Source organism: Oharaeibacter diazotrophicus (assembly GCF_004362745.1).
GTDB lineage: Bacteria > Pseudomonadota > Alphaproteobacteria > Rhizobiales > Pleomorphomonadaceae > Oharaeibacter > Oharaeibacter diazotrophicus.
The window spans coordinates 1-26,752 of the sequence record NZ_SNXY01000006.1 but is presented as its reverse complement, the minus strand read 5'-3'; the positions used below and the strand labels follow the sequence as shown (position 1 = coordinate 26,752).

Here is a 26,752-nt window from a genome sequence, read left to right as displayed (position 1 = left end):
GCCGTGCGGTTTCCCGCGTCCCGCCGTCAGCGACGGAAGGACGGATGCCAGAAGGTGACCCGGCGCTCGACCATGCCGATCGCGCCGTAGAACAGCGAGCCGGCGAGCGCGGCGACCGCGATTTCGGCCCAGACCATGTCGATCGCCATGCGGCCGACCCCGGTGGAGATGCGGAACCCCATGCCGACGATGGGCGTGCCGAAGAACTCGGCCACGATGGCGCCGATCAGCGCCAAGGTCGAGTTGATCTTGAGCGCGTTGAACACGAAGGGCATCGCCGCCGGCAGGCGCAGCTTCAGGAGCTCCTGGCGGTGGTCGGCGGCGTAGGTGCGCATCAGGTCGCGCTCCATGGCGCCGGCGGCGGCGAGGCCCTCGACGGTGTTCACCAGCATCGGGAAGAAGGTCATGATGACGACGACCGCCGCCTTGGACGGCCAGTCGAAGCCGAACCACATCACCATGATCGGCGCGACGCCGACCACCGGCAGGGCCGAGACGAGGTTGCCGACCGGTAAGAGGCCGCGGCGCAGGAAGGGCACGCGGTCGACCACCAGCGCGACGGCGAAGCCGAGGCCGCAGCCGGCGGCCCAGCCGATCAGAACCGATTTCAGGAAGGTCTGGCGGAAGTCGGCGGCGAGGGTCGGGATCTCGGAGACGAGGCGGGCGCCGATCGCGGACGGCGGCGGCAGCAGCACCGCGGGCACGCCGAGGCCGCGCACCAGCGCCTCCCACAGCACCAGGATCCAGGCGCCGAACAGCACCGGCACCGCGAGCCCGGCGATCCGGGCGGCGGCGGGATCGGCCGGGCGCGCGGCGGCGAGCGCGGCGGTCGCGGCCCACGCGGTCAGCCAGCCGCCGACGAGCAGCGCCCAGTGCGCCGGACCGACCGCGGTGCCGACGGCGGCGACCGCGCCGATCACCACGGCCGCGGCGTTGGTGGAGGCGACGAGGCCGACGAGGATCGTCGCGGCGGGGGCGAGTTTCCACGTGGTCCAGGCCGCGGCGGCGAGCGCGAGGGCGGCCGAGAGCAGACGGACGTCGGCGAAGCCCGGGCCGGCGCCGCCCTCCCCGACCGGCAGCGCCAGGGCGGCGAGCGCGGCGAGGAGCGCCGCGGCGGGCAGGACGACGGAGCGGACGCCGACGCGGCCGGGGCTGGCGGGGGTCACGGGCGGGCTCCCATGCGGGCGCGGACGAGACGGTCGAGGACGCCGACGATCGTGACGAGCGCGGCGGCGAGCAGGGCCGCCGCCACCAGCGCCGACCAGATCTGCACGGTCTGGCCGTAGTAGGAGCCGGCGAGCAGGCGTGCGCCGAGGCCGGCGACGGCGCCGGTCGGCAGTTCGCCGACGATGGCGCCGACGAGGCTGGCGGCGACCGCCACCTTCAGCGAGGTGAACAGGAACGGCACCGCCGCCGGCAGCCGCAGCTTCCAGAACACCTGCGCCGGGCTCGCCGACCACGTCCGCATCAGGTCGAGATGCAGGATCTCCGGCGAGCGCAGGCCCTTCACCATGCCGACGGTGACGGGGAAGAACGACAGGTAGGTCGAGATGAACGCCTTGGGCAGGAGGCCGGTGACGCCGATCGCGTTCAGCACCACGATCACCATCGGCGCGATCGCCAGGATCGGAATGGTCTGCGAGGCGATCACCCAGGGCATCAGGCTCTTGTCGAGGGTGCGGCTGTGCACCACCAGCACTGCCAGGAGCACGCCGAGCAGCGTGCCGATGCCGCAGCCGACCAGCGTGGACGAGAGCGTGATCCAGCCGTGGTAGACGAGGCTGCGCTTGGAGGTGACCGGCGTCGCGACCGTGGTCTTCCAGAGCTCGGCAGCGACCTGATGCGGCGAGGGCAGCACCGGGCGCTCCTGGTCGAGCGTGGCGACGACGAGGTCGGCGGTCGTGTACGGCTGATTGGCGGTGGCGAACAGCTGGCGCTGGAACGGCGCGTTCAGCGCGACGGCGCCGACGTACCAGAGCGCGAGGATGGCGAGGATCACCGTCGCCACCGGCAGGACGGAGAGGCGCAGCCGGGCCGAGAGGCCGGTGGTGCGCGGCAGCGGGGCGGCGACGGCGCTCACGGGCGGCCCTCCGAACGCGGCGACGGCGCGCGCGCGGCGATTGACAGGGGCGCGCGGCGGACCATGATCGGCGGCGATTTTCTCACGCGAGGTCCCGCATGTCCGACTGCCGCCTGATCCGCCCCGGTGCCACGTCCTACGCCGGCAAGCAGGGGTTCGACTACATCGAGGGCATCACGGCCGAGACGACGGGCTCGAAGGGCATCTGCATGATGCTGCTGACGATCCCGGCGGGCGGCCGGGCCAAGGCGCACCTGCACGAGGCCCACGAGACCGCGATCTACATGCTGAAGGGCGTCGCCGAGACCTGGTACGGCGACCGGCTGCAGCACCGCATCGACGTCAAGGCCGGCGACATGTTCTTCATCCCGGCGGGCATGCCGCACCTGCCGATCAACCGCGGCCCCGACGAGGCCGTGGCGGTGATCGCCCGCACCGACCCGAACGAGCAGGAGAGCGTCGTGCTGCTGCCGGAGTTGGACGCGCTGGTGCCGTGAGGGGGCCGGGGGGCGGCGTGACGGGAGGTGATGGGGTACTCCCTCGTCCTCCTCCGACCGGAGATGGCGGGGTTCCCCCTCATCCGCCGGCGAAGCCGGCACCTTCTCCCGCAAGGGGAGAAGGAAGGGCGCACTTTTTCCTTCTCTTCCATGGCCGACTTGGTCCGCGCAGGCGGGCCATCCATGAAGGCCGGCGCTCGAACGTCCGGGACGTGGATGGTCCGCCTGCGCGGACCAAGCCGATGGGGAATGCATACCGGGCAACGGGAGCGTCGCGGACACGGGGAGGCCCCGGTCGGCGTTCACTTTCTCAAGCTTCGCCGGGTACACCACCTCAATCGTCATAGCTGTGCCCCGCGCGCAGGCCCTCGCGGACGCGGTGGGCGATCTTCAGGAACTCCGGGGTCTCGCGGATGTCGAGCGGGCGAGGGCCGCGGGGCAGCGTCGATTCGACGACGTCGTGGATGCGGCCGGGGCGCGGGCTCATCACCACGATCCTGGTGGAGAGGTAGACCGCCTCGGGGATCGAGTGGGTGACGAAGACCACGGTCTTCTCGGTCTTGGCCCAGAGCTGGAGCAGTTGCTCGTTGAGATGGTCGCGGACGATCTCGTCGAGGGCGCCGAAGGGCTCGTCCATCAGCAGGAGGTCGGGCTCGACGGCGAGGGCGCGGGCGATCGAGGCGCGCTGCTGCATGCCGCCGGAGAGCTGCCAGGGGAACTTCTTCTCGAAGCCGGCGAGGTTGACGAGGGCGAGGTTGCGGGCGATCCGCGCGTCCTGCTCGGCCTTGGAGAGGCCCATGATCTCGAGCGGCAGCGCGACGTTGCGGGCGATGGTGCGCCAGGGATAGAGCGCGGCGGCCTGGAAGACGTAGCCGTAGGCGCGCGCCAGACGCGCCTGTTCCGGGCTGACGCCGTTGACGGCGATGGTGCCGGCGGTCGGCTGCTCGAGGTCGGCGATCACGCGCAGCAGCGTGGTCTTGCCGCAACCGGACGGGCCGATGAAGGACACGAAGTCGCCCTTCTCGACCGCGAGGTCGACGTCCTTCAAGGCGTGGACCGGGCCGTCGGCGGTTTGGAACGTCAGCGACAGACCGCGGACGTCGATGACGGGCCGGCGCGGCGCCGGCTGCGCCGACGGGGCGCGGGAGTCGATGGGGATCACCTTGGCCATGACGGGCTCGCTGCTCGGGCGACCGGATCTTCAGGGCGTGGCGGGCGACCGACTGTCGGTGCCCCCTCTCCCTGTCCCTCCCCCTCCAGGCGGGAGGGGACGATGTCGGACCGTTCCATCCTCTCGTGCGACGTCGGGATCCCGGCCGGACCGCCGCCACCGCGTCCCCTCCCCCCTCGAGGGGGAGGGACAGGGAGAGGGGGAGCCCGCAACTGCGCGGCCATCCCCCCTGCCCCGGAGGTCACACGCCGATCGGCATGTATTCCGGCTTGCGCTCGATCATGCGCGGGGCGGTGATGTCCTTCCAGACCGACAGCGCCTTGTTGACCGCGCCGAAGGGCTTGCGCGGCACGAACTGGCCGCGGCCGGGGCGCGGGGCGTCGTTCTTGCCGTCGGCGAAGACGATCTCGCCGCGCGAGAGGGTGTAGCGCGGCAGGCCGGTGACCTCGAAGCCCTCGAAGACGTTGTAGTCGATGATCGAGCGCTGGGTCGCGGCCGAGATGGTCTTGGACTTATCCGGATCCCACACCACCACGTCGGCGTCGGCGCCGACCTCGATCGCGCCCTTCCGCGGGTAGACGTTGAGGATCTTGGCGATGTTGGTCGAGGTCACCGCCACGAACTCGTTCATGGTGATGCGGCCGGTCTTGACGCCCTTGGTCCAGAGCACGGGCATGCGGTCCTCGAGACCGCCGGTGCCGTTCGGGATCGCCGGGAAGCCCTTCAGGCCGAAGCGCTTCTGCTCGGTGGTGAAGGCGCAGTGGTCGGTGGCGACGACCTGGAGCGAGCCGGCGGAGAGGCCCGCCCACAGGCTGTCCTGGTGGCTCTTGTCGCGGAAGGGCGGCGACATCACGCGGCGGGCGGCGTAGTCCCAGTCGCGGTTGAAATACTCGGTCTCGTCGAGCGTCAGGTGCTGGACCAGCGGCTCGCCGTAGACGCGCATGCCCTTCTGGCGGGCCCGGCGGATCGCCTCGTGGGCCTGCTCGCTGGAGGTGTGGACGATGTAGACCGGGACGCCGGCGGCGTCGGCGATCATGATGGCGCGGTTGGTGGCCTCGCCCTCGACCTCGGGCGGACGCGAATAGGCGTGGCCCTCGGGGCCGGTGACGCCGGCGTCCATGAACTTCTTCTGCAGCGCCGCGACGATGTCGCCGTTCTCGGCGTGGACCAGCGGCAGCGCGCCGAGGGCGGCGCAGCGCTGGAACGAGGCGAACATCTCGTCGTCGTTCACCATCAGGGCGCCCTTGTACGCCATGAAGTGCTTGAAGGTGTTGATCCCACGGGCGACGATCTGTTCCATCTCGTCGAACACCGTCTGCGACCAGCCGGTGACGCACATGTGGTAGGAATAGTCGGAGCAGGCCTGCCGGGTCGCCTTCTCCTCCCAGGCCGCGAGCGCGTCGAGGAGGCCGCCGTCGGTGCGGGCCGGGATGACGAAGTCGACCACCATGGTGGTGCCGCCGGAGAGCGCGGCATAGGTGCCGCTCGCCCACGTCTCGGCGGCGGTGGTGCCCATGAAGGGCATCTCGAGATGGGTGTGCGGGTCGATGCCGCCGGGCATCACGAAGGCGCCCTCGGCGTCGACCACGGTGTCGCCGGAGAGGTTCGGACCGATGGCGGCGATGCGGCCGCCCTCGACCAGCACGTCGGATTCGTAGGTGCGGTCGGCGGTCACGATCGTGCCGCCCTTGATCACGGTCGACATGGCTCTCACCCTCTGTTCCCCGCCGCCGTCGGGAGCGGCTCGATTTTGACCGGATGATCCAATTTCACGCGCGCCCGGTCAATCGGGATGCGCGCCCAATCCATAGTCAGTTCGCAGCGCTCACGCGCCGGCCCAGCCCGCCGGCGCGACGACTTGGACACGGCTGCGGCCGCCACCCTTGGCCTCGACGCGGACCTGGACCGGGATGCGCTCGGTCATGCCCTCGACGTGGCTGATGACGCCGACGGTGCGGCCCTGGCCCTGGAGCGCCTCGAGCGCGTCCATCGCCATCTCGAGCGAGGCGGCGTCGAGCGAGCCGAAGCCCTCGTCGATGAACAGGGTGTCGGCGAAGGTCTCGCGGCCGCCGAGTCCGGACAGGGCGAGCGCCAGCGCCAGCGACACCAGGAAGCGTTCGCCGCCGGACAGGCTGCGCACCGAGCGGGTGTCGTCGCCCATGTCGCGGTCGATCACGTTGATGGCGAGGTCGCCGACGCCGCGCGTCAGCACGTAGCGCGGCTTCAGGTAGGCGAGATGGCCGTTGGCGAGCTCGATCAGCACGCCGAGGGTGACGTCCTGGGCGACCTTGACGAATTTCGAGCCGTCGCTCGATCCGATCGCCTCCGCGACCGCGGCCCACACCGCGGCGTCGGCGCGGGCGGCGGCGAGTTCGGTCTCCATCTCGGTGACGCGGGCGCGGGCGCGGTCGTCGCTTTCGAGCGCGGCGGCGATGGCGCCGAGCCGGGTCCGGCGCTGCCGCGCCGCCTCGTCGAGCGCGAGGCGTTCGCCGTCGAGCGCTTCGACGGCCGTGTCGGGCGGGAGCGCGGCCTCGGCGTCGGCGAGGTCGATCCGGCGCTCGGCCACCACCGCTGCGGCCTCGCGCAGGCGGTCGTCGGCGCCGGCGACGGCGGCGCGGCGCTCGGCGACGGTGTCGGTGGGCACCGCGAGCAGGTCGGCGGCGCCCGCCTCGTCGAAGCCGAGCCGCACGAGGGCGTCCGCGAAGTCGGTCTCGGCGTCGACGCGGGACTCGCGGGCCTCGGCGAGGGCATGGTCGGCGCCGGCGACATCGGCGCGGGCGGCGGCGAGGGTGGCGGCGGCGTCCGAGTTCGCCTTCGCGGCGGTGGCGGCGGTGTCGCGGAGTTCGGTCAGTTCATCGGAGACGCGGGCGCGGTGGACCGCGGTCGCCTCGCCGCCGAGCAGTGCCGCGCGGGCATCGCGCAAGGCGGCGGCGGCGTCACGGCGGGCAGCGAGGGTGTCGGCCGTCCGGGTCGCGGCGTTCGCGGCGAGGGTCGCGGCGGCACGGGCGTCGCGGGCGGCCGGGCCGGTGGCGGCCTCGGCCCGGATCGCGGCGGCGTGGGCGGCGACGGCGGCGGCGCGGCGGTCCGCGGCGGCCCTCACCGCGTCGTCGACGGACTCGTCGCAGCGGTCGGCGGCGATGCCGAGTACCTCGAGATGGGGGGCGAGGCGGGCCGCCGCCTCCGACTCGCGGCGTTCGGCGGCGGCGGCGTCGCGCTCGGCGAGGGCGGCGGCGGTGGCGTGACCGGTGCGGTCGGCGGCGAGGCGTTCGCGGGTCGCGGCGCGGGCGGCGATGGCGTCGGCGGCGCGGTCGCGCGCCGTGATCGCGGCCTCGCGCGCCGACTTCAGCGTCTCGACGGCGTCGAGTTCGGCGCGAAGGCTGCGGCCGGCCTCCTCGACCACGGCGAGCGCGGCCGTGGCGACGGCTTCGGCGGGCTCGTCCGGCCAGTCGAGCGCGAGGCCGGCGGCCGCGCCGAGCCGTCCGGCGGCCTCGACGCCGGTATGCCAGTCCGCGCAGGCGGCGGCGACGGCGCCGTCGGCGGCGGCGAGCGCCTTCGCGGCGGCCTCGGCCTCGCCGCGGCCGCGGGCGGCGGTGCGGCCGGCGTCGAGGATCGTGCGGCCGGCGGCCTCGCGGCGGGCGCGGGCGGCGTCGACGTCGGCCTTCAGGGCGGCGAGCAGGCCGGCGACGCGGTCGTCGGCGAGGACGGGATGGTCGGTCGCGCCGCAGACCGGGCAGGCCTCGCCGGGCACCAGGACGCGGCGGAGGTGCGCGGCTTCCGCGGAAGCGGCCGCGGCGGCGCGCTCGTAGGGGCCGGCGAGCGCCTTCTCGGTGGCGTCGGCGGCGTCGCGTTCGCGCTCGGCGGCCTCGGCGGCGCGCCCGGCCGCGGCGATCGTTTCGGACGCGGCCTCGGCGCGGCGGGTCGCGGCGTCGTGCTCGGCGCGGGCCGTGTCATGGGCACGCGCGGCCTTGGCGAGGTCGCGAACTTGCCGGAACAGCTCGGCGGCGGCCTCGCGTCGGGCGCGCAACGCGGGCTCGTCGCGGGTGGCGAGGTCGTTCGCGAAGCGGTCGAGGTCGGCGACGGCGCGGGCGTGGGCGTCGCGGGCGGTACGGTCGGCCTCGGCGGCGCGCTCGAGGTCGTCGGCCGCGGCCCGTTCGGCGAGGTGGGCCGCGCGGGCGGCGGCGTGGCCGGTTTCGGCGTCGGCGCGGGCGGTGCGGCGGTCGGCGAGCAACGCCAGGACGTCGTCGCGGCGGGCGGCGAGCGGTTCCAGCGCGGCGGTGGCGGCGAGCGCCGTGGCGGCGGCGACGAGGTCCCGTTCGGCGTCGGCGTGGACGCCTTCGAGGCGGACGGCCTCGGCGTCCAGCCGGTCGCGCTCGCCGGCGGCGGCCGTTGCCTCTTCGGCGGCCTTGGTCTCCTCGGCGAGGGCGACGGCGAGTTCGGCGTCGAGGCGCGCGGCCTCGGCCCAGAGGGGCTCGAAGGCGCGGGCGCGCTCCTCGCCGGCCCTCGCGGCTTCGCTGGCCCTCATGGCGGCGGCGGTGGCGTCGGCCGCCGCGGTGGCGGCGGCGTCGAGGCGGGCGGTGGCTTCGGTGTGGCGGGCCTCGGCGCGGCCGACGGCGGCGGCAGCGCCGTCGCGGCGTTCGCGCGGCGCGCGCAGGGGCTCGGCGGCGGCGAGGCGGACGAGGGCGGCGCGTTCGTCGTCGAGGGCGCGGGCGGCCTCGGTCGCGGCGATCTCGGACGCGACGGCGGCGGCGAGGCGTCGGCCGGCCTCGGCGACGGCGCGATGGCGGCGGAGCGCCTCGTCGACGGCGGTGCGGCGGTCGGCGTCGGCGGTCTCTGCGGCATCGAGGGCGCCGCGTTCGGCGTCGAGGGCGGCACGGTCGTCGTCGGCGAGGACGCCGGTGGCGGCGCGGCGGGTCTCGTGGTCGTGGACGCGGGCGGCCGCGTCCGCGGCGTGTCGGTGGGCGGCGATCGAGATGTCGCGGTAGTGGCCGGTGCCGGTGATCTTCTCGAGGAGGGCGGCGCGGTCCTTGGCGTTCGCGGCGAGCAGGGCGTCGAACTGGCCCTGGGGCAGCAGCACGGTGCGGCAGAACTCGGCGAAGGTCAGCCGCGTCCGGTCGACGACGACGGCGCCGGCCTCGGTGACCTGGTTGGCGACGACCACGCCGCGATCGAGGTCGGTGACCGAGCGCTCGACCTTCTGCAGCGTGCCGTCGACGCGGTTGCGGGCGCGCCGCACCGCCCAGCGGGCGCGGTAGGTGACGCCGTCGACGCCGACGAAGTCGGCTTCGGCGAAAGCCTCGGCGGCGCCGCGCGAGACGCAGGTGCGCGGATCGCCGGCCTTGAGCGTCCGGCCCGGGCCGTCCGGCACCTCCTCGCCGCCGTCGCCGACCTCGTTGCGCGGGCAGGCGCCGTAGAGGGCGATGCAGAGCGCGTCGAGGATCGACGACTTGCCGGCGCCGGTGCGTCCGACGATCGCGAACAGGCCCGCCGAGGCGAGCGGCTCGGCGGAAAGGTCGAGCTCGAAGGGCTCGGCGAGGCTGGCGATGTTGCGACCGCGGACGGCGAGGAGGCGCATCGGATCACTCCGCCACGAGCAGCCGGCGGAAGGCCTCGCGGTGCTCCGGCCCGGGCGGGACGCCGTTCCTCGTCTCGAAGGCGCGGGCGAACAGGTCCTCCGGGCGCCAGTCCGACAGCCGCAGCGCCTTGGTCTCTGGCGCCCTGCCCTCGGTCGCCGCGGCCGGCCGCTCGATCCGGATGCCGGCGCAGCGCAACGGGTGGGCCTCGAGAAGCCGTTCGGCCTCGACGACGACGCCGGCGAGCGGGCCGTCGGGGGCGAGCACGACGTGGACGAGCGGCTGCACCTCGCGCGGCAGGGCGGGATCGAGGCCGAGGGCGGCGACGGCGGCGGCGAGGTCGGCCGGCTTCAGGGCGCCGGTCTCGGGCAGGCGCAGGCACGGCACCGGCCGCGCCAGCGGGCGCTCGACCCAGCGCACGGCGCCGTCCGGATCGACGTCGACCACCGTGACGGCGTGGCGGTAGGGGAGTTCGGTCGCCGACAGCGGAAACGGCGAACCGGCGTAGCGGACGGTGTCGCGGCCGACGCCCTGGGCGCGATGGAGATGGCCGAGCGCGACGTAGGCGACGTCGGCGGGGAAGATGTCGGCCGGCACGGCGTGCTCGCCGCCGACGACGATGCGGCGCTCGGCGCCCTCCGACTCGAGCGCCCCGAGGCAGTGGAGATGGCCGGTCGCGATCAGCGGCGCCGCGCCGATCCGCTCGCGCGCGGCGGCGACCGCCTCGCCGTAGAGCCGGCGCGTCGCCGCCACCACCGGCGAGCCGTCGGCGCCGTCGTCGAAGGCGAGGCCCGGCAGGTCGCCGGGGCGCAGGAACGGGATCGCCAGCACGTGGGCGCCGACGCCGCCGTCGGCGGCCGGCAGCGGCACGAGGTGGCGGTCGAGGTCGAGGCGGCCGTCGATCCGATGGACGCCGGCGACGACGTGGACGCCGAAGCGCCGAAGCAGAACGTCGGGCGCCTGGAGCCTGCCGGCGGAATCGTGGTTGCCGGCGACGATCACGGTGGTCAGCCGCGGATGGCGCGCGTTCAGCGTCGCCAGGGCGTCGTAGTAGAGCCGGAGCGAGTCGTTGGACGGGTTGATGCCGTCGAAGACGTCGCCGGCGACGATCAGCGCGTCGGCGCCGGTCTCCGCGACGAGGTCGGGCAGACCGGCGAGGAAGGCGCGGTGCTCGGCCTCGCGGGTCCAGCCGTTAATCGTCTGCCCGATGTGCCAGTCGGCCGTGTGGATGAAGCGCATACGCCGGATGGGCCAAAGGTTGCGCGCCCGCCACGGGCGGACGCCCGCGCGAGTCGCGGCCGGGAGCTTAGCACGATCCGGTCGCGGCCGGCGCCGGGCCGCTCAGCGCCAGCCGAGCGCGGGGGCGACGTGGGTCAGGATCGCCTCGATGACGTGGGCGTTGTAGTCGACGCCGAGCTGGTTCGGGACCGTGAGCAGCAGCGTGTCGGCCTCGGCGATCGCCTCGTCGGCGGCGAGTTGGCGGATCAGGACATCCGGTTCGGCGGCGTAGCTGCGGCCGAAGATGGCGCGCGTCCGGTCGTCGATGAAGCCGATCTGGTCGGCGTCGCCGTCGCGGCCGCCGAAATAGGCGCGGTCGCGGTCGTCGACCAGGGCGAAGATGCTGCGGCTGACCGAGACGCGCGGCTCGCGCTTGTGGCCGGCAGCCTTCCAGGCTTCGCGGTAGGCGCGGATCTGGGCGGCCTGCTGGACGTGGAAGGGCTCGCCGGTCTCGTCGTTCTTGAGGGTCGAGCTCTGGAGATTCATGCCGAGTTTGGCCGCCCATTCCGCGGTGGCGTTGGAGCCGGCGCCCCACCACAGCCGCTCGCGCAGGCCGTGGGCGTAGGGCTCGAGGCGCAGGAGGCCCGGCGGGTTGGGGAACATCGGCCGCGGGTTCGGCCGGGCGAAGCCCTCGCCCTTCAGCACCTCGAGCAGCACCTCGGTGGCGCGGCGGCCCATGTCGGCGTCGCTCTCGCCCTCGGCCGGGCGGTAGCCGAAGTAGCGCCAGCCGTCGATCACCTGCTCGGGCGAACCGCGGCTGATGCCGAGTTGGAGACGGCCGCCGGAGATCAGGTCGGCGGCGCCGGCGTCCTCGGCCATGTAGAGCGGGTTCTCGTAGCGCATGTCGATCACGGCGGTGCCGATCTCGATCGTCTTCGTCCGCGCGCCGACCGCGGCCAGCAGCGGGAACGGCGAGGCGAGCTGACGGGCGAAGTGGTGGACGCGGAAATAGGCGCCGTCGGCCCCGAGTTCCTCGGCGGCGACGGCGAGGTCGATCGACTGCAACAGCGCGTCCGCCGCCGTCCGCGTCGCCGACTGCGACGTCGGCGACCAGTGGCCGAAGGAAAGGAAGCCGATCTTCTTCATGGTGGATCCTGGGCGGCGGGAGCGGGGGCACGGCGCGGCACGGGCGGGCGGCACCGGAGGGGGTCGCCGCCACATATGGCCGAGCGCGGCGGCCGGCTCAAGGGCGGGCGGCGCGGCGACCGTAGTGGGCGGACGGCAGCCTCGGCGTGCCGCGACGAGACGAGGTTAGTGTTCACGGGTCCCCAACGCTTGAAATGCGCCCTGCCGGCACTCGAAAAAGCGCCCCTTCGGATCCCCGTTCAGATCGGCAACCTGCGGGCGCCCTACCACCACTACTTCGAACGGCTCTACGTCAGACGTCAGGATCATCGCGCCCTCCGGCGTGACCAGACGGAGCCCGCCCCGCTTCACCACACCGTCCTCGCCCCAGATGCGGTCGTAGAATTCTTGCGGTACATCCGGATGATTCCCGATATATATGTAACTGGCATTGAAGAACTCGGTTACATCGCGGCTATCCTTGCCGCGAAGGCAAATTCCGGGGATCACCTCGCGTGCGAAGCTCTCCGACGGCTGTTGGTCGGTCCGGCAGCCTCCGCAGATCACGCAAAGCAAGATGGCCAGCCTTCGCATCGTCACGCCCCTATCGTCCACGCTCCCGCCACTCTCGATCGATCCAGTTCGGTGCGTCAATGAGAACGCGAGCCGCGCGCCCGCAGCCGACGAGGGGCGGCGGGGCGCCGCGGCGCCGGACGGTCGCGTGATGGCAGGGTCTCGGCCCACGGGGCGGCGTCGGAAGTCCGCCGCCCCGCGGGCATCCGGAGCCGGTCAGCTCCGGAGTTCGGTCGGCGCAGCCGCGGGCACGCGGTCGTCGGTCTCGAGGCGGCCCTCCTCGGCCTTGAAGTAATACTGGCTCGCGACCAGCCAGCCCTTCAGCGGCCTCAGCGGCGGCACGCAGGTGAGGAGCAGGAACGGCAACGTGGTGAAGAGGTGGACCCAGTAGGGCGCCTGGAAGGCCATCTCGATCCAGAGCGCCAGGATCACCGCGGGGACGCAGGCGAAGCAGATCACGAAGAAGGCCGGGCCGTCGGCGGGGTCGGCGAAGCCGTAGTCGAGGCCGCAGACCTCGCAGGACGGGGCGAGCGTCAGGAAGCCGTCGAACAGGTGGCCCTGCCCGCAGCGCGGGCACAGCCCGCGGACGCCGGTGGCGACGGGCGGCTGCGGCGGATGACGGACGTCGGTGGTCATGGCGATCCCCTTTCGGGCGGCGGGCCGGACCCGGCCGTCGCGTCGCCTCCATATCGTATGGATCGACGGCGAAATGAATGGCATACATGGCCTCAATGTATGGATCTGATTGTCGGGACGTCGGAGGGGGCATGGTGTGGCGGCCGCGGATCCGGATCGGCTCCGGCTCGAAGTTCATGGGGATCGTCGAGGCGATCGAGGAGGACGTCGCCGCCGGCGACGTGGCGCCGGGCGAGCGGATGCCGGCGCAGCGCAGCGTCGCGACGGCGCTCGGGATCGACCTCACCACCGTCACCCGCGCCTATGGCGAGGCGAAGCTGCGCGGCGTGCTGGAGGCCAGCCCGGGCCGTGGCGGCACGCGGGTCGCGGCAGACGCGCCGCAGTCCGCCGCGCGGGCGCTGGCGCGGCCGGTCGACCTCAGCCTGAACATCCCGCCGCAGCCGGCGCGCGCCGATCTCGCCGGCCGGCTGGCGCGGACGACCGCGGAGGTGCTGCGCGGCGGCGCCGGGCTGCTGCAATATTGTCCCGTCGCCGGCACCGAGGCCGACCGGGTCGCCGGGGCCTACCGGCTCGGCAAGGTGCTCGGCCCGGTCGACCCCGGCCGCGTGGTGGTCGCGAGCGGGGCGCAGGCGTCGCTGTTCGCGATCTTCGCCGCGATCCTCGCGCCCGGTGCCCGGATCGGCATGGGCGTCGTCACCTATCCCGGCGCCAGGGCGGCGGCCGAGCGGGTCGGCGCGGCGATCGTGCCGCTCGCCATGGACGCCGAGGGCGTCGTGCCCGAGGCGGTGGCGGACGCTTGCCGCGCGGGCAGCGTTTCGGCGCTCTACCTCGTGCCGACCCTCGACAACCCGACCACCGCGACCATGTCGGTGGAGCGCCGGTCGGCGATCGCGGCGATCGCGCGGCGCGAAGGGCTGGCGATCGTCGAGGACGACCCCTACGGCCCGCTCGCACTCGACCCGCCGGATCCGATCGCGGCGCGCGCGCCGGAGCGGACGTGGTACGTCGCGACGCTGGCGAAGTGCGCGACGCCCGGGCTCAGGATCGCCCACGTCGCCGCGCCGACCGCCCGGGCGGCCGACGCCGTCGGCGCGGCACTCCGGGCGACCACGCTGATGGCGTCGCCGCTGGCGGCGGCGGTGGCGACACGCTGGATCGCAGACGGCACGCTCGCGAAGATCGTGGCGGCGATCCGGGAGGAGAGCGCGGCGCGCCAGGAGATCGCCGCCGCCGTCCTCGCCGGGCATTGCTTCCGCGCGGCGCCGCGCGGCCCCCACGTCTGGCTGGAACTGCCGCCGGGCCGGCGCGCCGACGCCTTCGCCGCCGAGGCGGGCACCGGCGGGGTCGCCGTCGTACCCGCCTCCGCCTTCGCCACCGGCACGACCGTTCCCGAAGCCGTCCGCGTCTCGCTCGGCGCCGCACCGGACCGGACGGCGCTGAGGATCGGACTGAAGCGGCTGACGGGGCTGCTCGGGACGGACGCGCGGGCGCGGACGGTGGTGTGAGCCGGGGGCGGCAGCGCGATGTACGGCCGCCCGCGGCGGCCTCCTAAGAAGGAGGCGGGACCGCGAGATCGCCGAGGAGCAACTGCTGGAACGGTCGTGGTTCGAGCTTGCCCGGTTCGGCGTAGGGGTTGGCGAAGGCGAAGATGAAGAAGAGGATCACCCCCGAATAGGCCCCGAACAGACCGAGCAACACGAGGTGCGTGCGTGTCGGCCGGTAGACGTAGAAGGCCGCCGAGACGATCACCAGTCCGATGATCGCCGGTGCCCAGAACAGACCCGAGAAATGGCTCTTGGTCGGGGCCTCGCGCAGCTGGCGGTATCGGGCGACGACCGCGATCCGGTCGCGCATCCGCTGGGCGAGGAAGCGTTCCCGTTCCGAGACCGGCACGAGGTTCAGAATGGCGTCGTAGACGGTTTCCCATTCCCGCCACGCACGCGCGGACAACCCTCGCCGGTCGCCGAGGTCGGCCCATTCCTCGTCGACGACGACGGCGACGTAGCGCGACAGGCCGCCCTGCACGGTCGCGGTCGCCTCGCCACCGTAGCGGCGGGCGTCGTTGAAGACGTCGGAGATGGCGATCGCCTCTTCGACGAGGTTGGAGCGGACGCCCTTGTAGTCGTCGAGTTCCTGGGCATAGACCAGCCCGAGGATCAGGCTGTGCAGCGTCGCGACCCGCACGGCGACGTTCGCGGCCACCTCGATCGTCCGATCGCCGTCCGCGCCCGGTCCGATCACGCGGCGGGTGGCGAAATAGCTGCCGAGCACGACGAGGATCGTGCCCGCGACGAACACGGCGCCGACGGCGACCGAATACAACAGGCCCCATGCCTCCATGGTCGCTCCGACGGACAAGCTCGCGGTTTCGGGCAGAGGATGCGCGATCCCGACGAGGCCGGCAACGCGGCGCCGGTGGAATTACCGGGGACGCCCGGCCCTCCGGCCGGCGCGCGGGCGAAAGTCGCGCCGGCGCAGCCCCGATCCCCGTCGACGCGGTCGCCGCCACGGCTAGAATGCGCCGGCATCGAAGACCGGATACGCGAGCATGGACCGCCTCACCGACGACTGCGGCATTCGCCGGGCCCATGTCCGTTTCGGGCTGGTCTACTGGGCGGGGATCTTCCTGGCGTCGCTGCCGGCCGCCGTGCTCGGGAGCGGTGCGTCCGGGGCACCGGGGGTGGACGTCCGATCCGTGGTCGCGACGTTGGCGCTCGACGGCGCGTGCTGGCTCGGCGCCTGCGCGATCTCCCTCGCGCTCCTCGGCATCCACGGGCGGGCGACGCGCAACGGTTCGACCGAGGGTGCGCTGCCCGCGCTCCTGCTGTCGTCCTTCGCGCTGTCGCTGCTCGGGGGGATCGCCCGGGCCGGGCTCGGCCGGGTCCTCGGCGGGGGCGGGCTGCCGACCTCGGTCGGCGGCGCGGACTGGGCCGGATTCGTGAACGACACCGCCCTCGGCGCGGCGCTGTTCTTCGGCTGGTGCGCGCTGTTCGTCGCCCTCGTGTTCGCCTTCGAGCTGCACGCGCGCAGCCTGCGCCTCGCCGCCGTCCGCGAGGAGGCGCTGGCGGCGCAGATGCGGGCGCTGCGCTATCAGGTCAACCCGCACTTCATGTTCAACACGCTGAACTCGATCGCCGGACTGATCGAGGAGGGATCGTCCGCGCGCGCGGGGCGCATGGTGCTGTCGCTCTCGACCTTCCTGCGCACCACCCTCGCGCTCGACCCCGTCCACGACGTGCCGCTGGCCGAGGAACTCGCCCTGCAACGGGACTATCTCGAGATCGAACGGGAACGCTTCTCGGACCGGATGACCTTCCGCATCGACGCGGCCGACGACGTCCGGCGCGCGCTGGTGCCGAGCCTGATCCTGCAACCGCTCATCGAGAACGCGGTCAAGCACGGCGTCGGGGCGACCGCGGGCCAGGTGGAGATCGCGCTCCGCGCGCGCCGGGACGCCGACCGCCTGCTGATCACGATCGAGAACGACATGCCGATCGACGGTGGCCGGCCCGGCCGCGACGGGTTGGCCGGCATGGGCGTCGGCACGCGCAACGTCGCCGAACGCCTGCGCGCCCGCTTCCGCGACGACGGCCTGTTCGCCGCCGGCCCCGTCGGCCCGGGCCGCTTCCGCGCCTCGCTCGCCCTGCCCTGGCGGGCGGCGGAGGAGCGGCCGCTCGCGACGGCGGCCGCGCCGTCGGGCGAACCGGTTCGCGCTCCGTCGGCCGACGGCGTCGCGGGCGACTTCCTCGGCCGGCCTTCACCGACGACGCCCTGACCGCGGTCGTTCCGATCGCGGGCGATCCACGGCGATCGTTCGGGTCGTGCCGTCAGGGCGCCGCGCCCTTGCCGATCTCCCGGGCGAGGGCGAGGAAGCTCCGGAGGGCGGCCGAATGGTTGCGCCGGCCGGGATAGTAGAGGCAGAGCGGCACCAGCGGGGGCGTCCAATCCGCGAGGATCCGCTCGAGCCGCCCGGCGGCGATCTCTTCTCGGACGTTCGGCTCCTGGAAGAAGCCGATCCCGAAGCCCTCGACGACGGCGGCGCGGGCGAGACCGGCCTCGTCCAGGGTCAGCGGCCCCGTGACGTCCACCTGCAGCGTCTCGCCGTACCGCGAGAACGGCCAGCGCAGCAGCGCGCCGTTGGGCAGGCGAACGCGGATGCAGGCGTGGTCAGCGAGGTCGGCGGGCGTCCGCGGACGGCCGTGCCGCGCGAGGTAGGCCGGGGATGCCACGACGGCGTGCGCAAGCGGCGGGCCGAGCGGCAGCGCGATCATGTCCGCCGGGACGAGGTCGGCGGCGCGGACGCCGACGTCGAAGCCCTCGGCCACGATGTCGACCAGCCGCTCCTCCGTGACGATCTCCACGTGCACCCGCGGATGGGCGCGGAGGAAGGCGAAGACGAGCGGCTCGAGAATCCCGCGGGCGGCGGTGGCGAAGGCGTTGATGCGCAAGGTGCCCGTCGGCTCCGCCTGCTCCGCGCGCGCGCCGTCCATCGCCCCTTCGATCTCCCGAAGGGCCGGGGCGATCCGCCCCACGAAGGTCCGCCCGGCGTCGGTGAGCGAGACGCTCCGGGTCGTCCGGTTGAACAGGCGGACGCCGAGGCCCGCTTCCAGCTTCGCGATCGTGTTGCTGAGCGTCGTGGTGGAGACGCCGAGATCGGTCGCCGCGGCGCGGAAGGACGCCCGCCGGGCCAAGGCCAGCGCCGCGTCGAGATCGGACAGTCCAGGTTTGCGCATCGTCCCGATTTCCGAAATACCTTGTCCCCTTTCATCCCGCTTATCGGATCGATCGTCCAGCGGCACATTCCGCGTGTCACCCCACCAACGCTGGAGACGTCCATGGACATGCCGACCGCCGTCAGGACCTATTTCGACGCCGACCGCGACGCGGATCCCGAAAGGCTCGCTCGCGCCTTCGCGAGCGACGCCGTCGTCGAGGACGAGGGCCGCCGACACCACGGCCACGCCGCCATCCGGGCGTGGTGGCTCGCCGCGCAGGCGCAGTACCGCCCCACCACCGAAGCCGTGGAGGTGGCGCGGGACGGAGACGGCGTCGTCGTGCGGGCCCGCGTCAGCGGCGACTTCCCGGGCAGTCCGGCCGTGCTCGCCTTCGCGTTCACGCTCGAGAACGACCTGATCACCACCCTGAGGATCGGCTGATGGCACCCATTCTCGACCTTCGCGGCAAGCGTGCCCTCGTCACCTCCGGCACCCGCGGGGCGGGCGCGGCGACCGTCCGCCTGTTCCGGGACCTCGGCGCCGACGTGCTCACGACGGCGCGCTCACGGCCGGACGACGTCCCCGAGCGGGGCTTCGTCGCCGCCGACCTGACCACGGCCGAGGGCTGCGCCGCCGTCGCGACCGCCGTTCGCGACAGGCTCGGCGGTGTCGACGTCGTCGTCCACATGCTCGGCGGTTCGTCGGCGCCGGCGGGCGGCTTCGCCGCGCTGACCGACGAGGAATGGCGCAGGGAGATCGACCTCAATCTCTTCCCGGCCGTGCGTCTCGACCGGGCCCTGCTGCCCGGCATGATCGGCCAGGGACGCGGCGTCGTCGTCCACGTCACCTCGATCCAGCGCCTGATGCCGCTGCCCGAGGCGACCATCGCCTACGCGGCGGCCAAGGCCGCCCTCTCGGCCTACGGCAAGGCGCTCTCGAAGGAGGTATCGCCGAAGGGCGTGAGGGTGGTGCGGGTGGCGCCGGGATGGATCGAGACCGAGGCGTCGGTGAAGCTCGCCGAGCGGCTCGCGGTCGAGGCCGGGACCGACGTCGAGGGCGGCAAGCGGATCATCATGGCTTCGCTCGGCGGCATCCCCCTCGGCCGTCCATCGAAGCCGGAGGAGGTGGCGAACCTGATCGCCTTCCTCGCCTCCGACCTCGCCGCCTCGATCACGGGAACCGAACACGTCATCGACGGCGGCACCGTTCCGACGGTGTAGCCGGGCCGGACACGAGCCGGGGCCGGACGGCGGCGATTGAACCGTCCGGCTTCGCTACACGATCTCCCTCACACGTCCAGGTTCGAGACGTTGAGCGCGTTGGTCTGGATGAAGTCGCGGCGGGGTTCGACGTCGTCGCCCATGAGGCGCTCGAAGATGTCGTCGGCCTCGGTGCCGTCGGCGACCTTGACCTGGAGCAGCGAGCGGACGTTGGGGTCGAGGGTGGTTTCCCACAGCTGCTCGGCGTTCATCTCGCCGAGGCCCTTGTAGCGCTGCAGCGAAATGCCCTTGCGGCCGATCGCGAAGACGGCGTCGAGCAGGGCGCGCGGGCCGCGGATGGCGGTCTCGCCGTCCTTGCGGCGCAGGCCCGCGGCCTTGCCGTAGACGTCCTGGAGGTGGCGGGCGTGGCCGTCGAGCTTGCGGGCGTCGGCCGAGGACAACAGCGCCGGGTCGATGGTGGCGACCTCGGTGACGCCGCGCACGGTGCGGCGGAACACCAGACCGCCGTCCTCGCGCGCCTCGCCGGTCCAGCCCTTCTCGAACTCGTCGGCGAGGATGTCGAGCCGGCGCGCCACGTAGGCGGCGGCCTCGGCGGCCTTGGTCGCGTCGGTGAGGACGTCGGCGTTGAGGGCGCCGGCGATGGCGGCCTGCTCGACCACCGAGCGGTCGTAGCGGTGGTGCAGGCCGTCGAGGACCGCCTTGACCTGCCGGGCGCGGTCGACGACGGCGCGCAGGTCCTGGCCGGCGCGCTCCTCGCCGGTGGCGAGGCGCAGCACGGCGTCGTCGAGGCCCTGGTCGATCAGGTAGTCCTCGAGGGCGTGCTCGTTCTTGAGGTAGCTCTCGGACTTGCCCTTGGTCACCTTGTAGAGCGGCGGCTGGGCGATGTAGACGTGGCCGCGCTCGATCAACTGGCCCATCTGCCGGAAGAAGAAGGTCAGCAGCAGGGTGCGGATGTGGGCGCCGTCGACGTCGGCGTCCGTCATGATGATGATCTTGTGGTAGCGCAGCTTGGTCGGGTCGAATTCGTCGGTCCCGATACCGGTGCCGAGCGCGGTGATCAGCGTGCCGATTTCGGCCGACGACAGCATCTTGTCGAAGCGGGCGCGCTCGACGTTGAGGATCTTGCCGCGCAGCGGCAGCACGGCCTGGAACTCGCGGTTGCGGCCCTGCTTGGCGGAGCCGCCGGCCGAGTCGCCTTCGACCAGGAAGAGTTCGGTGTTGGCGGGGTCGCGGTCCTGGCACTCGGCGAGCTTGCCGGGCAGCGAGGCCATGTCGAGCGCGCCCTTGCGCCGGGTCAGTTCGCGCGCCTTGCGCGCCGCCTCACGGGCGGCGGCGGCCTCGACCACCTTGCCGACGACGGTGCGCGCCTCGGGCTGGTGCTCCTCGAACCATGTCGCGAAAGCCTCGTTGAGCGCGCTCTCGACGACCGGACGGACCTCCGAGGAGACCAGCTTGTCCTTGGTCTGGCTCGAGAACTTCGGGTCGGGCACCTTGACCGAGAGCACCGCGGTCAGGCCCTCGCGGCAGTCGTCGCCGGTGAGCGTGACCTTCTCGCGCTTCAGGATGCCGGACGCCTCGGCGTAGGACGTCACCTGCCGGGTCAGCGCGGCGCGGAAGCCGGCGAGATGGGTGCCGCCGTCACGTTGGGGGATGTTGTTGGTGAAGCAGAGCACGTTCTCGTGGTAACTGTCGTTCCACCACAACGCCACCTCGACCGTGATGCCGTCGCGCGCCGCGGCCACCGTCACCGGCTTGCCGATCAGCGGCTTGCGGGAGCGGTCGAGATAGCGGACGAAGGCCTCGAGGCCGCCCTCGTAGTGCAGCTCCTCGCTCTTCGGCTCGACGCCGCGGGCGTCGGTCAACAGGATGCGGACGCCGGAGTTCAGGAAGGCGAGTTCGCGCAGGCGCCGCTCCAGCGTGGCGTAGTCGAACTCGATCACGCCCTTGAAGGTGTCGGTGCTCGGCAGGAAGCTGACCTCGGTGCCGGTGCGCCCAGCCGCCTCGCCGACGACCTCGAGCGGCGCGTCGGCGACGCCGTGGGTGAAGCTCATCCGGTGCTCGCGGCCGGCGCGCCAGATCCTGAGGCGCAGCCAGACCGACAGGGCGTTCACCACCGAGACGCCGACGCCGTGCAGGCCGCCCGAGACCTTGTAGCTGTTCTGGTCGAACTTACCGCCGGCGTGCAGCTGGGTCATGATGACCTCGGCCGCCGAGACGCCCTCGCCCGAGTGGATGTCGGTCGGGATGCCGCGGCCGTTGTCGGAGACCGTGCAGGAGCCGTCCGGGTTCAGCGTCACGCGAACCTCGTCGGCGTAGCCGGCGAGCGCCTCGTCGATGGCGTTGTCCACCACCTCGTAGACCATGTGGTGCAGGCCGGAACCGTCGTCGGTGTCGCCGATGTACATGCCCGGGCGCTTGCGGACGGCGTCGAGGCCCTTCAGGACCTTGATCGATTCCGCGCCGTATTCATCGGCGGCGAGGCGGGCGGCTTCGGACATCTGGACTTCGCTTTCGGCTTGCTCTGAACCCTCCTGATAGAGGGCTCGGGGCGAGCGTTCAACACGCGTGCCCAACCGCCTGGAACTACGCGTGGATTCCGACCGTTTCACGGCGCCGGCGGCCGATCCGCGCCACGGGCCCGACCGCATCGAATCGGGACTGGCGCGCCTGCGGCACGTCGCCGCGTCAGGAGCCAGTGCCGTCCGGCCGAGCGGCTCTCCCCGGCCGTGCCGCCCGGGCGCGGCCCGGCGGGCGCGGCCTTCGTCGACGTGCATAGTTGAAAGTTGCCATAAAATGTATTCGTTTACATAAGTATCCAAGTGGCCGGATCAGCCGGCCGCGACTCGGAGAGCGACGTGAAACGCCAGAGGAGAGCCCCGACGCGCTATGGCATCGACGATCTCAGGGCCGCCGAGGCCGAATTGCAGCGGGTGCTCGACGACGTCGACTTCCGCGCCGCCCATCCGTCGCGGCACCGCTCGATGATCGCGGGGCTGATCACCCGGATCGCCACGATCACCCGGACCATGGCGCAGGACGGCGAGATCCGACACGGCTCGGCCGCTGTTCCGGCGGAGGAGTGAAGCCCGCGCGCCCGCCCTCTCCGCCCCTCCCCTCGCGCCGTCAGGCGGTGGCGACGGGGCCGCGGACGACGACGTCCGCGCGGACGAAGAGGTCCGCGAGGTCGCGGAGGTCGGCGACGACGCGGTGGGCGTCGGCGATCGCGTCGGCGTCGGGGCCGCAGGCGACGACGTGGAGACCGGCGGCCCTGGCGGAAGCGGCGCCTGTGGCGCTGTCCTCGACGGCGACGACGGCGGCCGGCGGCAGCGTCAGCCGGCGGACGGCGCGGGCATAGGGTTCCGGGTCGGGCTTGCCGGCGGCGACGTCGTCGAGCGTGACCGAGAAGCGGATCAGACGGGCGATGCCGAGGGCGTCGAGATTGGCGGCGACGATCGCCCGTTCCGAATTGGAGACGCAGACCTGGGGCACGCCGGCCTCGGCGAGACGGCGCACGGTCTCGACCGCACCCGGCACCGCGACGAGTTCGCGCCGGTGCGACACGTAGTGGTCGCGGATCGCGGCGAACCAGGCCTCGCGGCCGATCGCGCCGGAAAGGCGCGGCGCCAGCATCTCCCAGACGTCGCCGACGTGGATGCCGCGGAAGGCCATGTCGGGCAGGTCGGAGAGGTCGACGCCGGCGGCGGCCGAGGCGGCCAGCAGGGCGCGGTGGTGCAGCGGTTCGCTGTCGACCAGCGTGCCGTCGACGTCCCAGGCGACGGCGGCGAAGGGGGCGGTCATCGCGGCACCGTGGAGATGGCGCCGTGGAGGGCGCGGTAGCGGGCGTAGCCGGCGGCGTAGATGCCGGCGTTGGCGGGATCGGGATCGATGCGGTCGCCGGCGGTGACGAAGCGGGCGGCGCCCGCCCAGTCGTCGACGAGACCGGCGCCGATCGCGGCGGTCCAGGCGGCGCCGAGGCAGGAGCCGGGATGGCCGGAGAGGCGTTGCACCGGCCGGCCGAGCACGTCGGCGACGATGCCCATCCAGACCCGGCTCGCCGAACCGCCGTCGGAAACGATGAAGCGCTCGGCGCGATGGCCGATGTCGGCGAGCACCTCGACGTGGTGGGCGATGGCGTAGGCATAGGCCTCGAGCATCGCCCGCCAGAGATGGCCGAGGTCGTGCGACAGGGTGAGGCCGTCGAAGACGCCGCGGGCGGCAGGGTCGTGCAGGGGGGTCTTCTCGCCGAGGAAATAGGGCAGCACCGTCAGTCCCTCGGCGCCGGCGGGGCGGTCGGCGGCGAGGCGGTCGAGCCGAGCGTGGACGCTCTCGCCCGCGGCGGCGGCCGTCGCCGCCTCGCCGCCGGCGAAGGTGCGCGCGAACCAGTTCAGCGCCGAGCCGCCGGTCGCCATGCAGCCGTTCGGCATGAAGAGGCCGGGGACGAGGTGGTAGTCGAGATAGAGCCGCGGGTCCGGGCGGGCGCGGTCGGTGGCGGTGAGGACGTCGACCGCACCGCCGAACTTCAGGAGCACGTCGCCGGGCGCGACGATGCCGGCGCCTAGGGCGGAGGCGATCATGTCGGCGGCGCCGCCGACCACGGGCGTGCCGGCGGCGAGGCCGGTCTCGGCGGCCGCTGCCGGGGTGACGCGGCCGAGGATCTCGTGGGAGGCGACCTTGCGCGGCACGAGCGTGCGCGGCCGGCCCGTCAGCGCGATCAGGCCGTCGTCGAGCCGGCCGGCGGCGACGTCGACGAAGCCGGCCTCGAGGGCCCAGTTCTGCTCGACGGCGCGCTCGCCGGTGAGGCGGAAGTTGATCCAGTCGTAGGAGCCGAAAACGGTCGCGGCGCGGGCGAGCGCTTCCGGCTCGTGGGCGGCGAGCCAGCGCAGCTTGGGGGCGACCAGCTGCTGGTTGACGCCGTTGCCGGCCTTGGCGAGGAACGCCGCCTCGTCGACCTCGGCGCGGATCGCCGCGACCTCGGCGCCGCAGCGCCCGTCGCTCTGCTGGATCGACGGGCGGACGGGCCGGCCGGCGTCGTCGACCAGCACCACCGCCGGCAGCATGCCGGTGACGCCGACGGCGGCGATCGCCTCGGGACGGACGCCGGCCTCGGCGATCAGCGCGCGGGTGATCGCGGCGACGTTGGTCCACCACGCGTCCGGATCCTCCTCGGCCCAGCCGGGCCGCGGCGACGACAGCCGGACCGGCCGGCTCGCCGTGGCGAGCACGGTGTCCGGCAGGCGGATCAGGATGCCGATCGTCGAGGTGGTGCCGACGTCGAGGCCGAGGACGCAGGTCATCGCCGGCGGCTCAGCGCAGCGTCTCGACGACATCCATGAAGCGCCTGACGCGGTCGGCGTCGACGGGGTTCCAGGTGTTGCCGTCGACCTTGAAGTGGGTGCCGATGACGCAGCCGGAGGCGAGCGCCATCACGTCGCGGACGTTGTCGATGTTGACGCCGGTGTTGGCGAACACCGGCACGTCGCGCACCGCTTCGCAGACCGCGGCGAGCTGCGAGCGGTCGGCCGGCTGGCCGGTGATCGGGCCGGACACCAGCACCGCGTCGGCGAGCGAGGAGAACACCGCGCTGCGGGCGCGCAGCTCGATCGGGCGCTGGTCGAGCGAATGGGCGAACTCGGCGTTGATGTTGAAGAGCAGCTTCATGTCGTCGCGGCCGAGCGAATGGCGCAGGCGCGAGGCGGCGGCGCAGTCCGGCTGCCACAGGCCCATGTCGGAGGCGAACAGGCCGGTGAGGATCTCGCGCACGAAGGACGCGCCGGTGACCGCGCCGATCGCGACGCTGGCGACGGGATCCCAGAGATAGTTGACGCCGAAGGGCACGGAGAGGTGCGGCTTGACCGCCTGGACGATCGCGGCCATCGCGGCGAGGCCCTCGGGCGCGGCCTTGAAGACGTAGGGACGGTCGTTCTCGTTGCCGAACATGATGGCGTCGACGCCGCCGGCCTGCAGCTTCTCGACGTCGGCCAGCACGCCCTCGATCAGCTTGTCGAGGCCGCCGTCGGCGTCGTAGAGCGGCGCGCCCGGCAAGGCGCCGATGTGCGCCATGGCGATCACGGCCTTCTTCCTGGCGCCGAAGAACTCGAAGATCATCCGTCGTCTCCCGTCCGCCGGCCCGCGTCGGCGGCCGGGGTTCGCGCGTCGCCGCCGTCCCCGCGAACGGCATCGACCATATCGCGACGATATAGATCACGATCGCACAAAAAAGAACAGGGACGTGATTGCGGAGGGCGATTTCCCCGCGCTAGGCTCGTCGCGATCCGCCCGGCCCGCCGGGCCGCCCCCTCCCCGTCCGGAGAGCCCCGCCGATGTCGACCGCCCCGTCCCGCGCCGTCTTCCCCGACCTTGCCGGCCGGCGTGCCTTCCTGACCGGCGGCGGCACCGGCATCGGCCGCGCCATCGCGGCGGCGCTGGCGCGCCAGGGCGTCGCGGTCGCGGTCGCCGACATCGACCGGGCGGCGGCCGAGCGCACCGCCGCCGAGATCGGCGCCGGCGCGGTGGCGGTGACCGTGGACGTGCGCCGGCGCGACAGCGTCGAGGCGGCCTTTTCCGAGACGCTCGCCCGGCTCGGCGGCTGCGAGATCGTCATCGCCAACGCCGGCGTCTCGACGATGCAACGGGCGCTGGAGCTGACCGACGCGGAGTGGGACTTCAACTTCGACGTCAACATCCGCGGCGTGTTCCTGACCAACCAGATCGCGGCACGTCATCTGGTGGCGGCAGGTCGCGGCGTGATCGTCAACACCGCCTCGCTGGCGGCCAAGGTCGGCGCGCCGCTGCTCGCGCACTACTCGGCGAGCAAGTTCGCCGTGCTCGGCTGGACCCAGGCGCTCGCCCGCGAACTGGCGCCGGCGGGCATCCGCGTCAACGCGGTCTGCCCGGGCTTCGTCAAGACCGGGATGCAGTCGCGCGAGGTCGAGTGGGAGGCGGCGCTGCGCGGCGTCACGCCCGAGCGGGTGATCAACGACTACGTCGCCCAGACCCCGCTCGGCCGGCTGGAACTGCCCGAGGACGTCGCCGACGTCGTCGTCTTCCTCGCTTCCGAATCCGCCCGCTTCATGACCGGCCAGGGCGTCAACGTGACGGGCGGGGTGTACACGACGTGAGGCGAATAGAGCGCAACTCAGCCTGAGAATTCTCAGTTCTCGCAACTCGCTCCAATTGTAAATCTGAAACTACCAGCACCGCGATCTATCCACATTGAGATACTATATTCACCTTCAAATACTTCAACAGCATTTTCTTCGCCCGATGTTAGATATGTACTATCATAAACAGTGTCATTGTCCGTCTTTAGCGCATAATTCAATCCTACTTGACCAGAAGAAGATACAATCTTTGTTTTTATCTTGCATACACTGCCAACGAAAAATTTAATATTGAACGAATTCTCTCCGTTTACATCGAATAATTTACGTATCTGGATGCTTCGATTGGTCAGATCTTGTTTCTGCGCTGATACGTCGTTATAGGTTACCTTGACGCCATCTTTTCAGCTTCTTGTCGCAGGCCATAGATAATCCTGATCCCATTGATTGCGCAGTCGTTGAAGACTTTTTGTGCCTCCAGACGAGCCTCATCGGTCTCAAACAACTGAAGAAACGAATACTCGCTATCTTTGATGGATATATCGCCTTTCGCCTCTACAACATTGCCGAACAGCTGCTTCAGGCCTCCTTCCAGCTCTCCGCGGATATCCGCGCTCGTTGTCGATTTGCACAAGGTCACCAGACTGTCGATCTCTCGCGAAATGTCCCGTGGCTCGGCCTTTGCCGAACCGGCCATTCCCGAAAGCGCGAAGATGAAGAGAAAAGCCGCTGTTCTCACCGGACACCCCCCTCGCTAGAGCGGAACCCGATCTGACGGAATCGTGAGGGGTTCCCAAATCGGCCGTAAGCTGATTCAGACTGTCTGCCGGGGGGAGGCCGGCGGATA

At 72.4% G+C, this 26,752-nt stretch carries 23 protein-coding genes; 7 read left to right on the top strand and 16 right to left on the bottom strand.

Annotated elements, in window-relative coordinates:
* Positions 1–26: 26 nt before the first annotated feature.
* Complete coding sequence (locus tag EDD54_RS00265; RefSeq protein ID WP_245515602.1) at positions 27–1,166, bottom strand: ABC transporter permease; 1,140 nt, start codon at positions 1,164–1,166, stop codon at positions 27–29.
* Positions 1,163–2,059 (bottom strand): ABC transporter permease, encoded by an 897-nt coding sequence (locus EDD54_RS00260; RefSeq protein WP_207620540.1) that lies wholly within the window; start codon positions 2,057–2,059, stop codon positions 1,163–1,165. Before EDD54_RS00260 ends, EDD54_RS00265 begins: the two co-directional genes overlap by 4 nt.
* Positions 2,060–2,178: 119 nt before the next feature.
* Between EDD54_RS00260 and EDD54_RS00255 the strand changes: the two genes are divergently transcribed.
* Positions 2,179–2,577, top strand: a complete 399-nt coding sequence (locus tag EDD54_RS00255; RefSeq protein WP_126537675.1) for a cupin domain-containing protein — start codon at positions 2,179–2,181, stop codon at positions 2,575–2,577.
* 334 nt (positions 2,578–2,911) lie between these two features.
* Here EDD54_RS00255 and EDD54_RS00250 read toward each other — a convergent pair whose 3' ends face one another.
* From EDD54_RS00250 to EDD54_RS00220, 7 genes are all read right to left on the bottom strand, one after another.
* The gene (locus EDD54_RS00250; RefSeq protein WP_126537677.1) at positions 2,912–3,748 is read right to left on the bottom strand and encodes an ABC transporter ATP-binding protein; all 837 of its coding nucleotides are present in this window, start codon (positions 3,746–3,748) and stop codon (positions 2,912–2,914) included.
* 241 nt (positions 3,749–3,989) lie between these two features.
* The gene (hydA, locus tag EDD54_RS00245; protein ID WP_126537679.1) at positions 3,990–5,453 is read right to left on the bottom strand and encodes a dihydropyrimidinase; all 1,464 of its coding nucleotides are present in this window, start codon (positions 5,451–5,453) and stop codon (positions 3,990–3,992) included.
* Between the two features lie 120 nt (positions 5,454–5,573).
* Positions 5,574–9,320, bottom strand: coding sequence for an AAA family ATPase (locus EDD54_RS23605; RefSeq protein WP_126537681.1), 3,747 nt, complete (start codon positions 9,318–9,320; stop codon positions 5,574–5,576).
* A 4-nt stretch (positions 9,321–9,324) separates the two neighbouring features.
* On the bottom strand, positions 9,325–10,557 hold the full coding sequence (locus tag EDD54_RS00235) for an exonuclease SbcCD subunit D (protein WP_126537683.1): 1,233 nt from the start codon (positions 10,555–10,557) through the stop codon (positions 9,325–9,327).
* A gap of 102 nt (positions 10,558–10,659) precedes the next feature.
* The gene (locus tag EDD54_RS00230) at positions 10,660–11,682 is read right to left on the bottom strand and encodes an LLM class flavin-dependent oxidoreductase (RefSeq protein WP_126537685.1); all 1,023 of its coding nucleotides are present in this window, start codon (positions 11,680–11,682) and stop codon (positions 10,660–10,662) included.
* A gap of 165 nt (positions 11,683–11,847) precedes the next feature.
* Positions 11,848–12,261, bottom strand: a complete 414-nt coding sequence (locus EDD54_RS00225) for a hypothetical protein (protein WP_126537687.1) — start codon at positions 12,259–12,261, stop codon at positions 11,848–11,850.
* Positions 12,262–12,450: 189 nt separating this feature from the next.
* The gene (locus EDD54_RS00220; protein WP_126537689.1) at positions 12,451–12,870 is read right to left on the bottom strand and encodes a DUF983 domain-containing protein; all 420 of its coding nucleotides are present in this window, start codon (positions 12,868–12,870) and stop codon (positions 12,451–12,453) included.
* A gap of 131 nt (positions 12,871–13,001) precedes the next feature.
* Here EDD54_RS00220 and EDD54_RS00215 point away from each other — a divergent pair, with 131 nt between their 5' ends.
* Positions 13,002–14,375, top strand: coding sequence for an aminotransferase-like domain-containing protein (locus EDD54_RS00215; protein ID WP_126537691.1), 1,374 nt, complete (start codon positions 13,002–13,004; stop codon positions 14,373–14,375).
* 43 nt (positions 14,376–14,418) lie between these two features.
* Here EDD54_RS00215 and EDD54_RS00210 read toward each other — a convergent pair whose 3' ends face one another.
* Positions 14,419–15,210, bottom strand: coding sequence for a bestrophin-like domain (locus EDD54_RS00210; protein WP_126537693.1), 792 nt, complete (start codon positions 15,208–15,210; stop codon positions 14,419–14,421).
* Between the two features lie 208 nt (positions 15,211–15,418).
* Between EDD54_RS00210 and EDD54_RS00205 the strand changes: the two genes are divergently transcribed.
* Positions 15,419–16,645, top strand: a complete 1,227-nt coding sequence (locus tag EDD54_RS00205) for a sensor histidine kinase (RefSeq protein WP_126537695.1) — start codon at positions 15,419–15,421, stop codon at positions 16,643–16,645.
* A gap of 52 nt (positions 16,646–16,697) precedes the next feature.
* Here EDD54_RS00205 and EDD54_RS00200 read toward each other — a convergent pair whose 3' ends face one another.
* Positions 16,698–17,603: a LysR family transcriptional regulator gene (locus EDD54_RS00200; RefSeq protein ID WP_126537698.1), complete on the bottom strand. Its 906-nt coding sequence runs from the start codon at positions 17,601–17,603 to the stop codon at positions 16,698–16,700.
* A gap of 102 nt (positions 17,604–17,705) precedes the next feature.
* Between EDD54_RS00200 and EDD54_RS00195 the strand changes: the two genes are divergently transcribed.
* Positions 17,706–18,026, top strand: coding sequence for a nuclear transport factor 2 family protein (locus tag EDD54_RS00195; protein WP_126537699.1), 321 nt, complete (start codon positions 17,706–17,708; stop codon positions 18,024–18,026).
* A complete protein-coding gene (locus EDD54_RS00190) occupies positions 18,026–18,805 on the top strand; it encodes an SDR family oxidoreductase (RefSeq protein ID WP_126537700.1) in 780 nt (259 codons plus the stop codon). The genes EDD54_RS00195 and EDD54_RS00190 overlap by 1 nt, the downstream gene beginning before the upstream one ends.
* A gap of 68 nt (positions 18,806–18,873) precedes the next feature.
* Here the strand turns inward: EDD54_RS00190 and gyrB are convergent, their stop codons facing one another.
* Positions 18,874–21,303, bottom strand: coding sequence for a DNA topoisomerase (ATP-hydrolyzing) subunit B (gene gyrB / locus EDD54_RS00185; protein WP_126537701.1), 2,430 nt, complete (start codon positions 21,301–21,303; stop codon positions 18,874–18,876).
* A 357-nt stretch (positions 21,304–21,660) separates the two neighbouring features.
* Here gyrB and EDD54_RS00180 point away from each other — a divergent pair, with 357 nt between their 5' ends.
* Entirely contained in the window at positions 21,661–21,888 is a 228-nt protein-coding gene (locus EDD54_RS00180; protein WP_126537703.1) for a hypothetical protein, read from the top strand.
* 40 nt (positions 21,889–21,928) lie between these two features.
* Here the strand turns inward: EDD54_RS00180 and EDD54_RS00175 are convergent, their stop codons facing one another.
* The 3 genes from EDD54_RS00175 to EDD54_RS00165 are packed head-to-tail and all read right to left on the bottom strand — an operon-like array spanning position 21,929 to position 24,910.
* Entirely contained in the window at positions 21,929–22,603 is a 675-nt protein-coding gene (locus EDD54_RS00175) for an HAD family hydrolase (RefSeq protein WP_126537705.1), read from the bottom strand.
* Positions 22,600–24,099 carry an FGGY-family carbohydrate kinase gene (locus EDD54_RS00170; RefSeq protein ID WP_126537707.1) on the bottom strand — a complete coding sequence of 500 codons (1,500 nt, stop codon included), beginning with the start codon at positions 24,097–24,099 and terminating at the stop codon, positions 22,600–22,602. The genes EDD54_RS00175 and EDD54_RS00170 overlap by 4 nt, the downstream gene beginning before the upstream one ends.
* Before the next feature lie 10 nt (positions 24,100–24,109).
* Positions 24,110–24,910, bottom strand: a complete 801-nt coding sequence (locus tag EDD54_RS00165) for a BtpA/SgcQ family protein (RefSeq protein WP_126537709.1) — start codon at positions 24,908–24,910, stop codon at positions 24,110–24,112.
* 215 nt (positions 24,911–25,125) lie between these two features.
* Between EDD54_RS00165 and EDD54_RS00160 the strand changes: the two genes are divergently transcribed.
* Complete coding sequence (locus tag EDD54_RS00160) at positions 25,126–25,923, top strand: SDR family NAD(P)-dependent oxidoreductase (protein WP_126537711.1); 798 nt, start codon at positions 25,126–25,128, stop codon at positions 25,921–25,923.
* A 367-nt stretch (positions 25,924–26,290) separates the two neighbouring features.
* Here EDD54_RS00160 and EDD54_RS00155 read toward each other — a convergent pair whose 3' ends face one another.
* Entirely contained in the window at positions 26,291–26,644 is a 354-nt protein-coding gene (locus tag EDD54_RS00155; RefSeq protein ID WP_126537713.1) for a hypothetical protein, read from the bottom strand.
* Positions 26,645–26,752 lie beyond the last annotated feature (108 nt).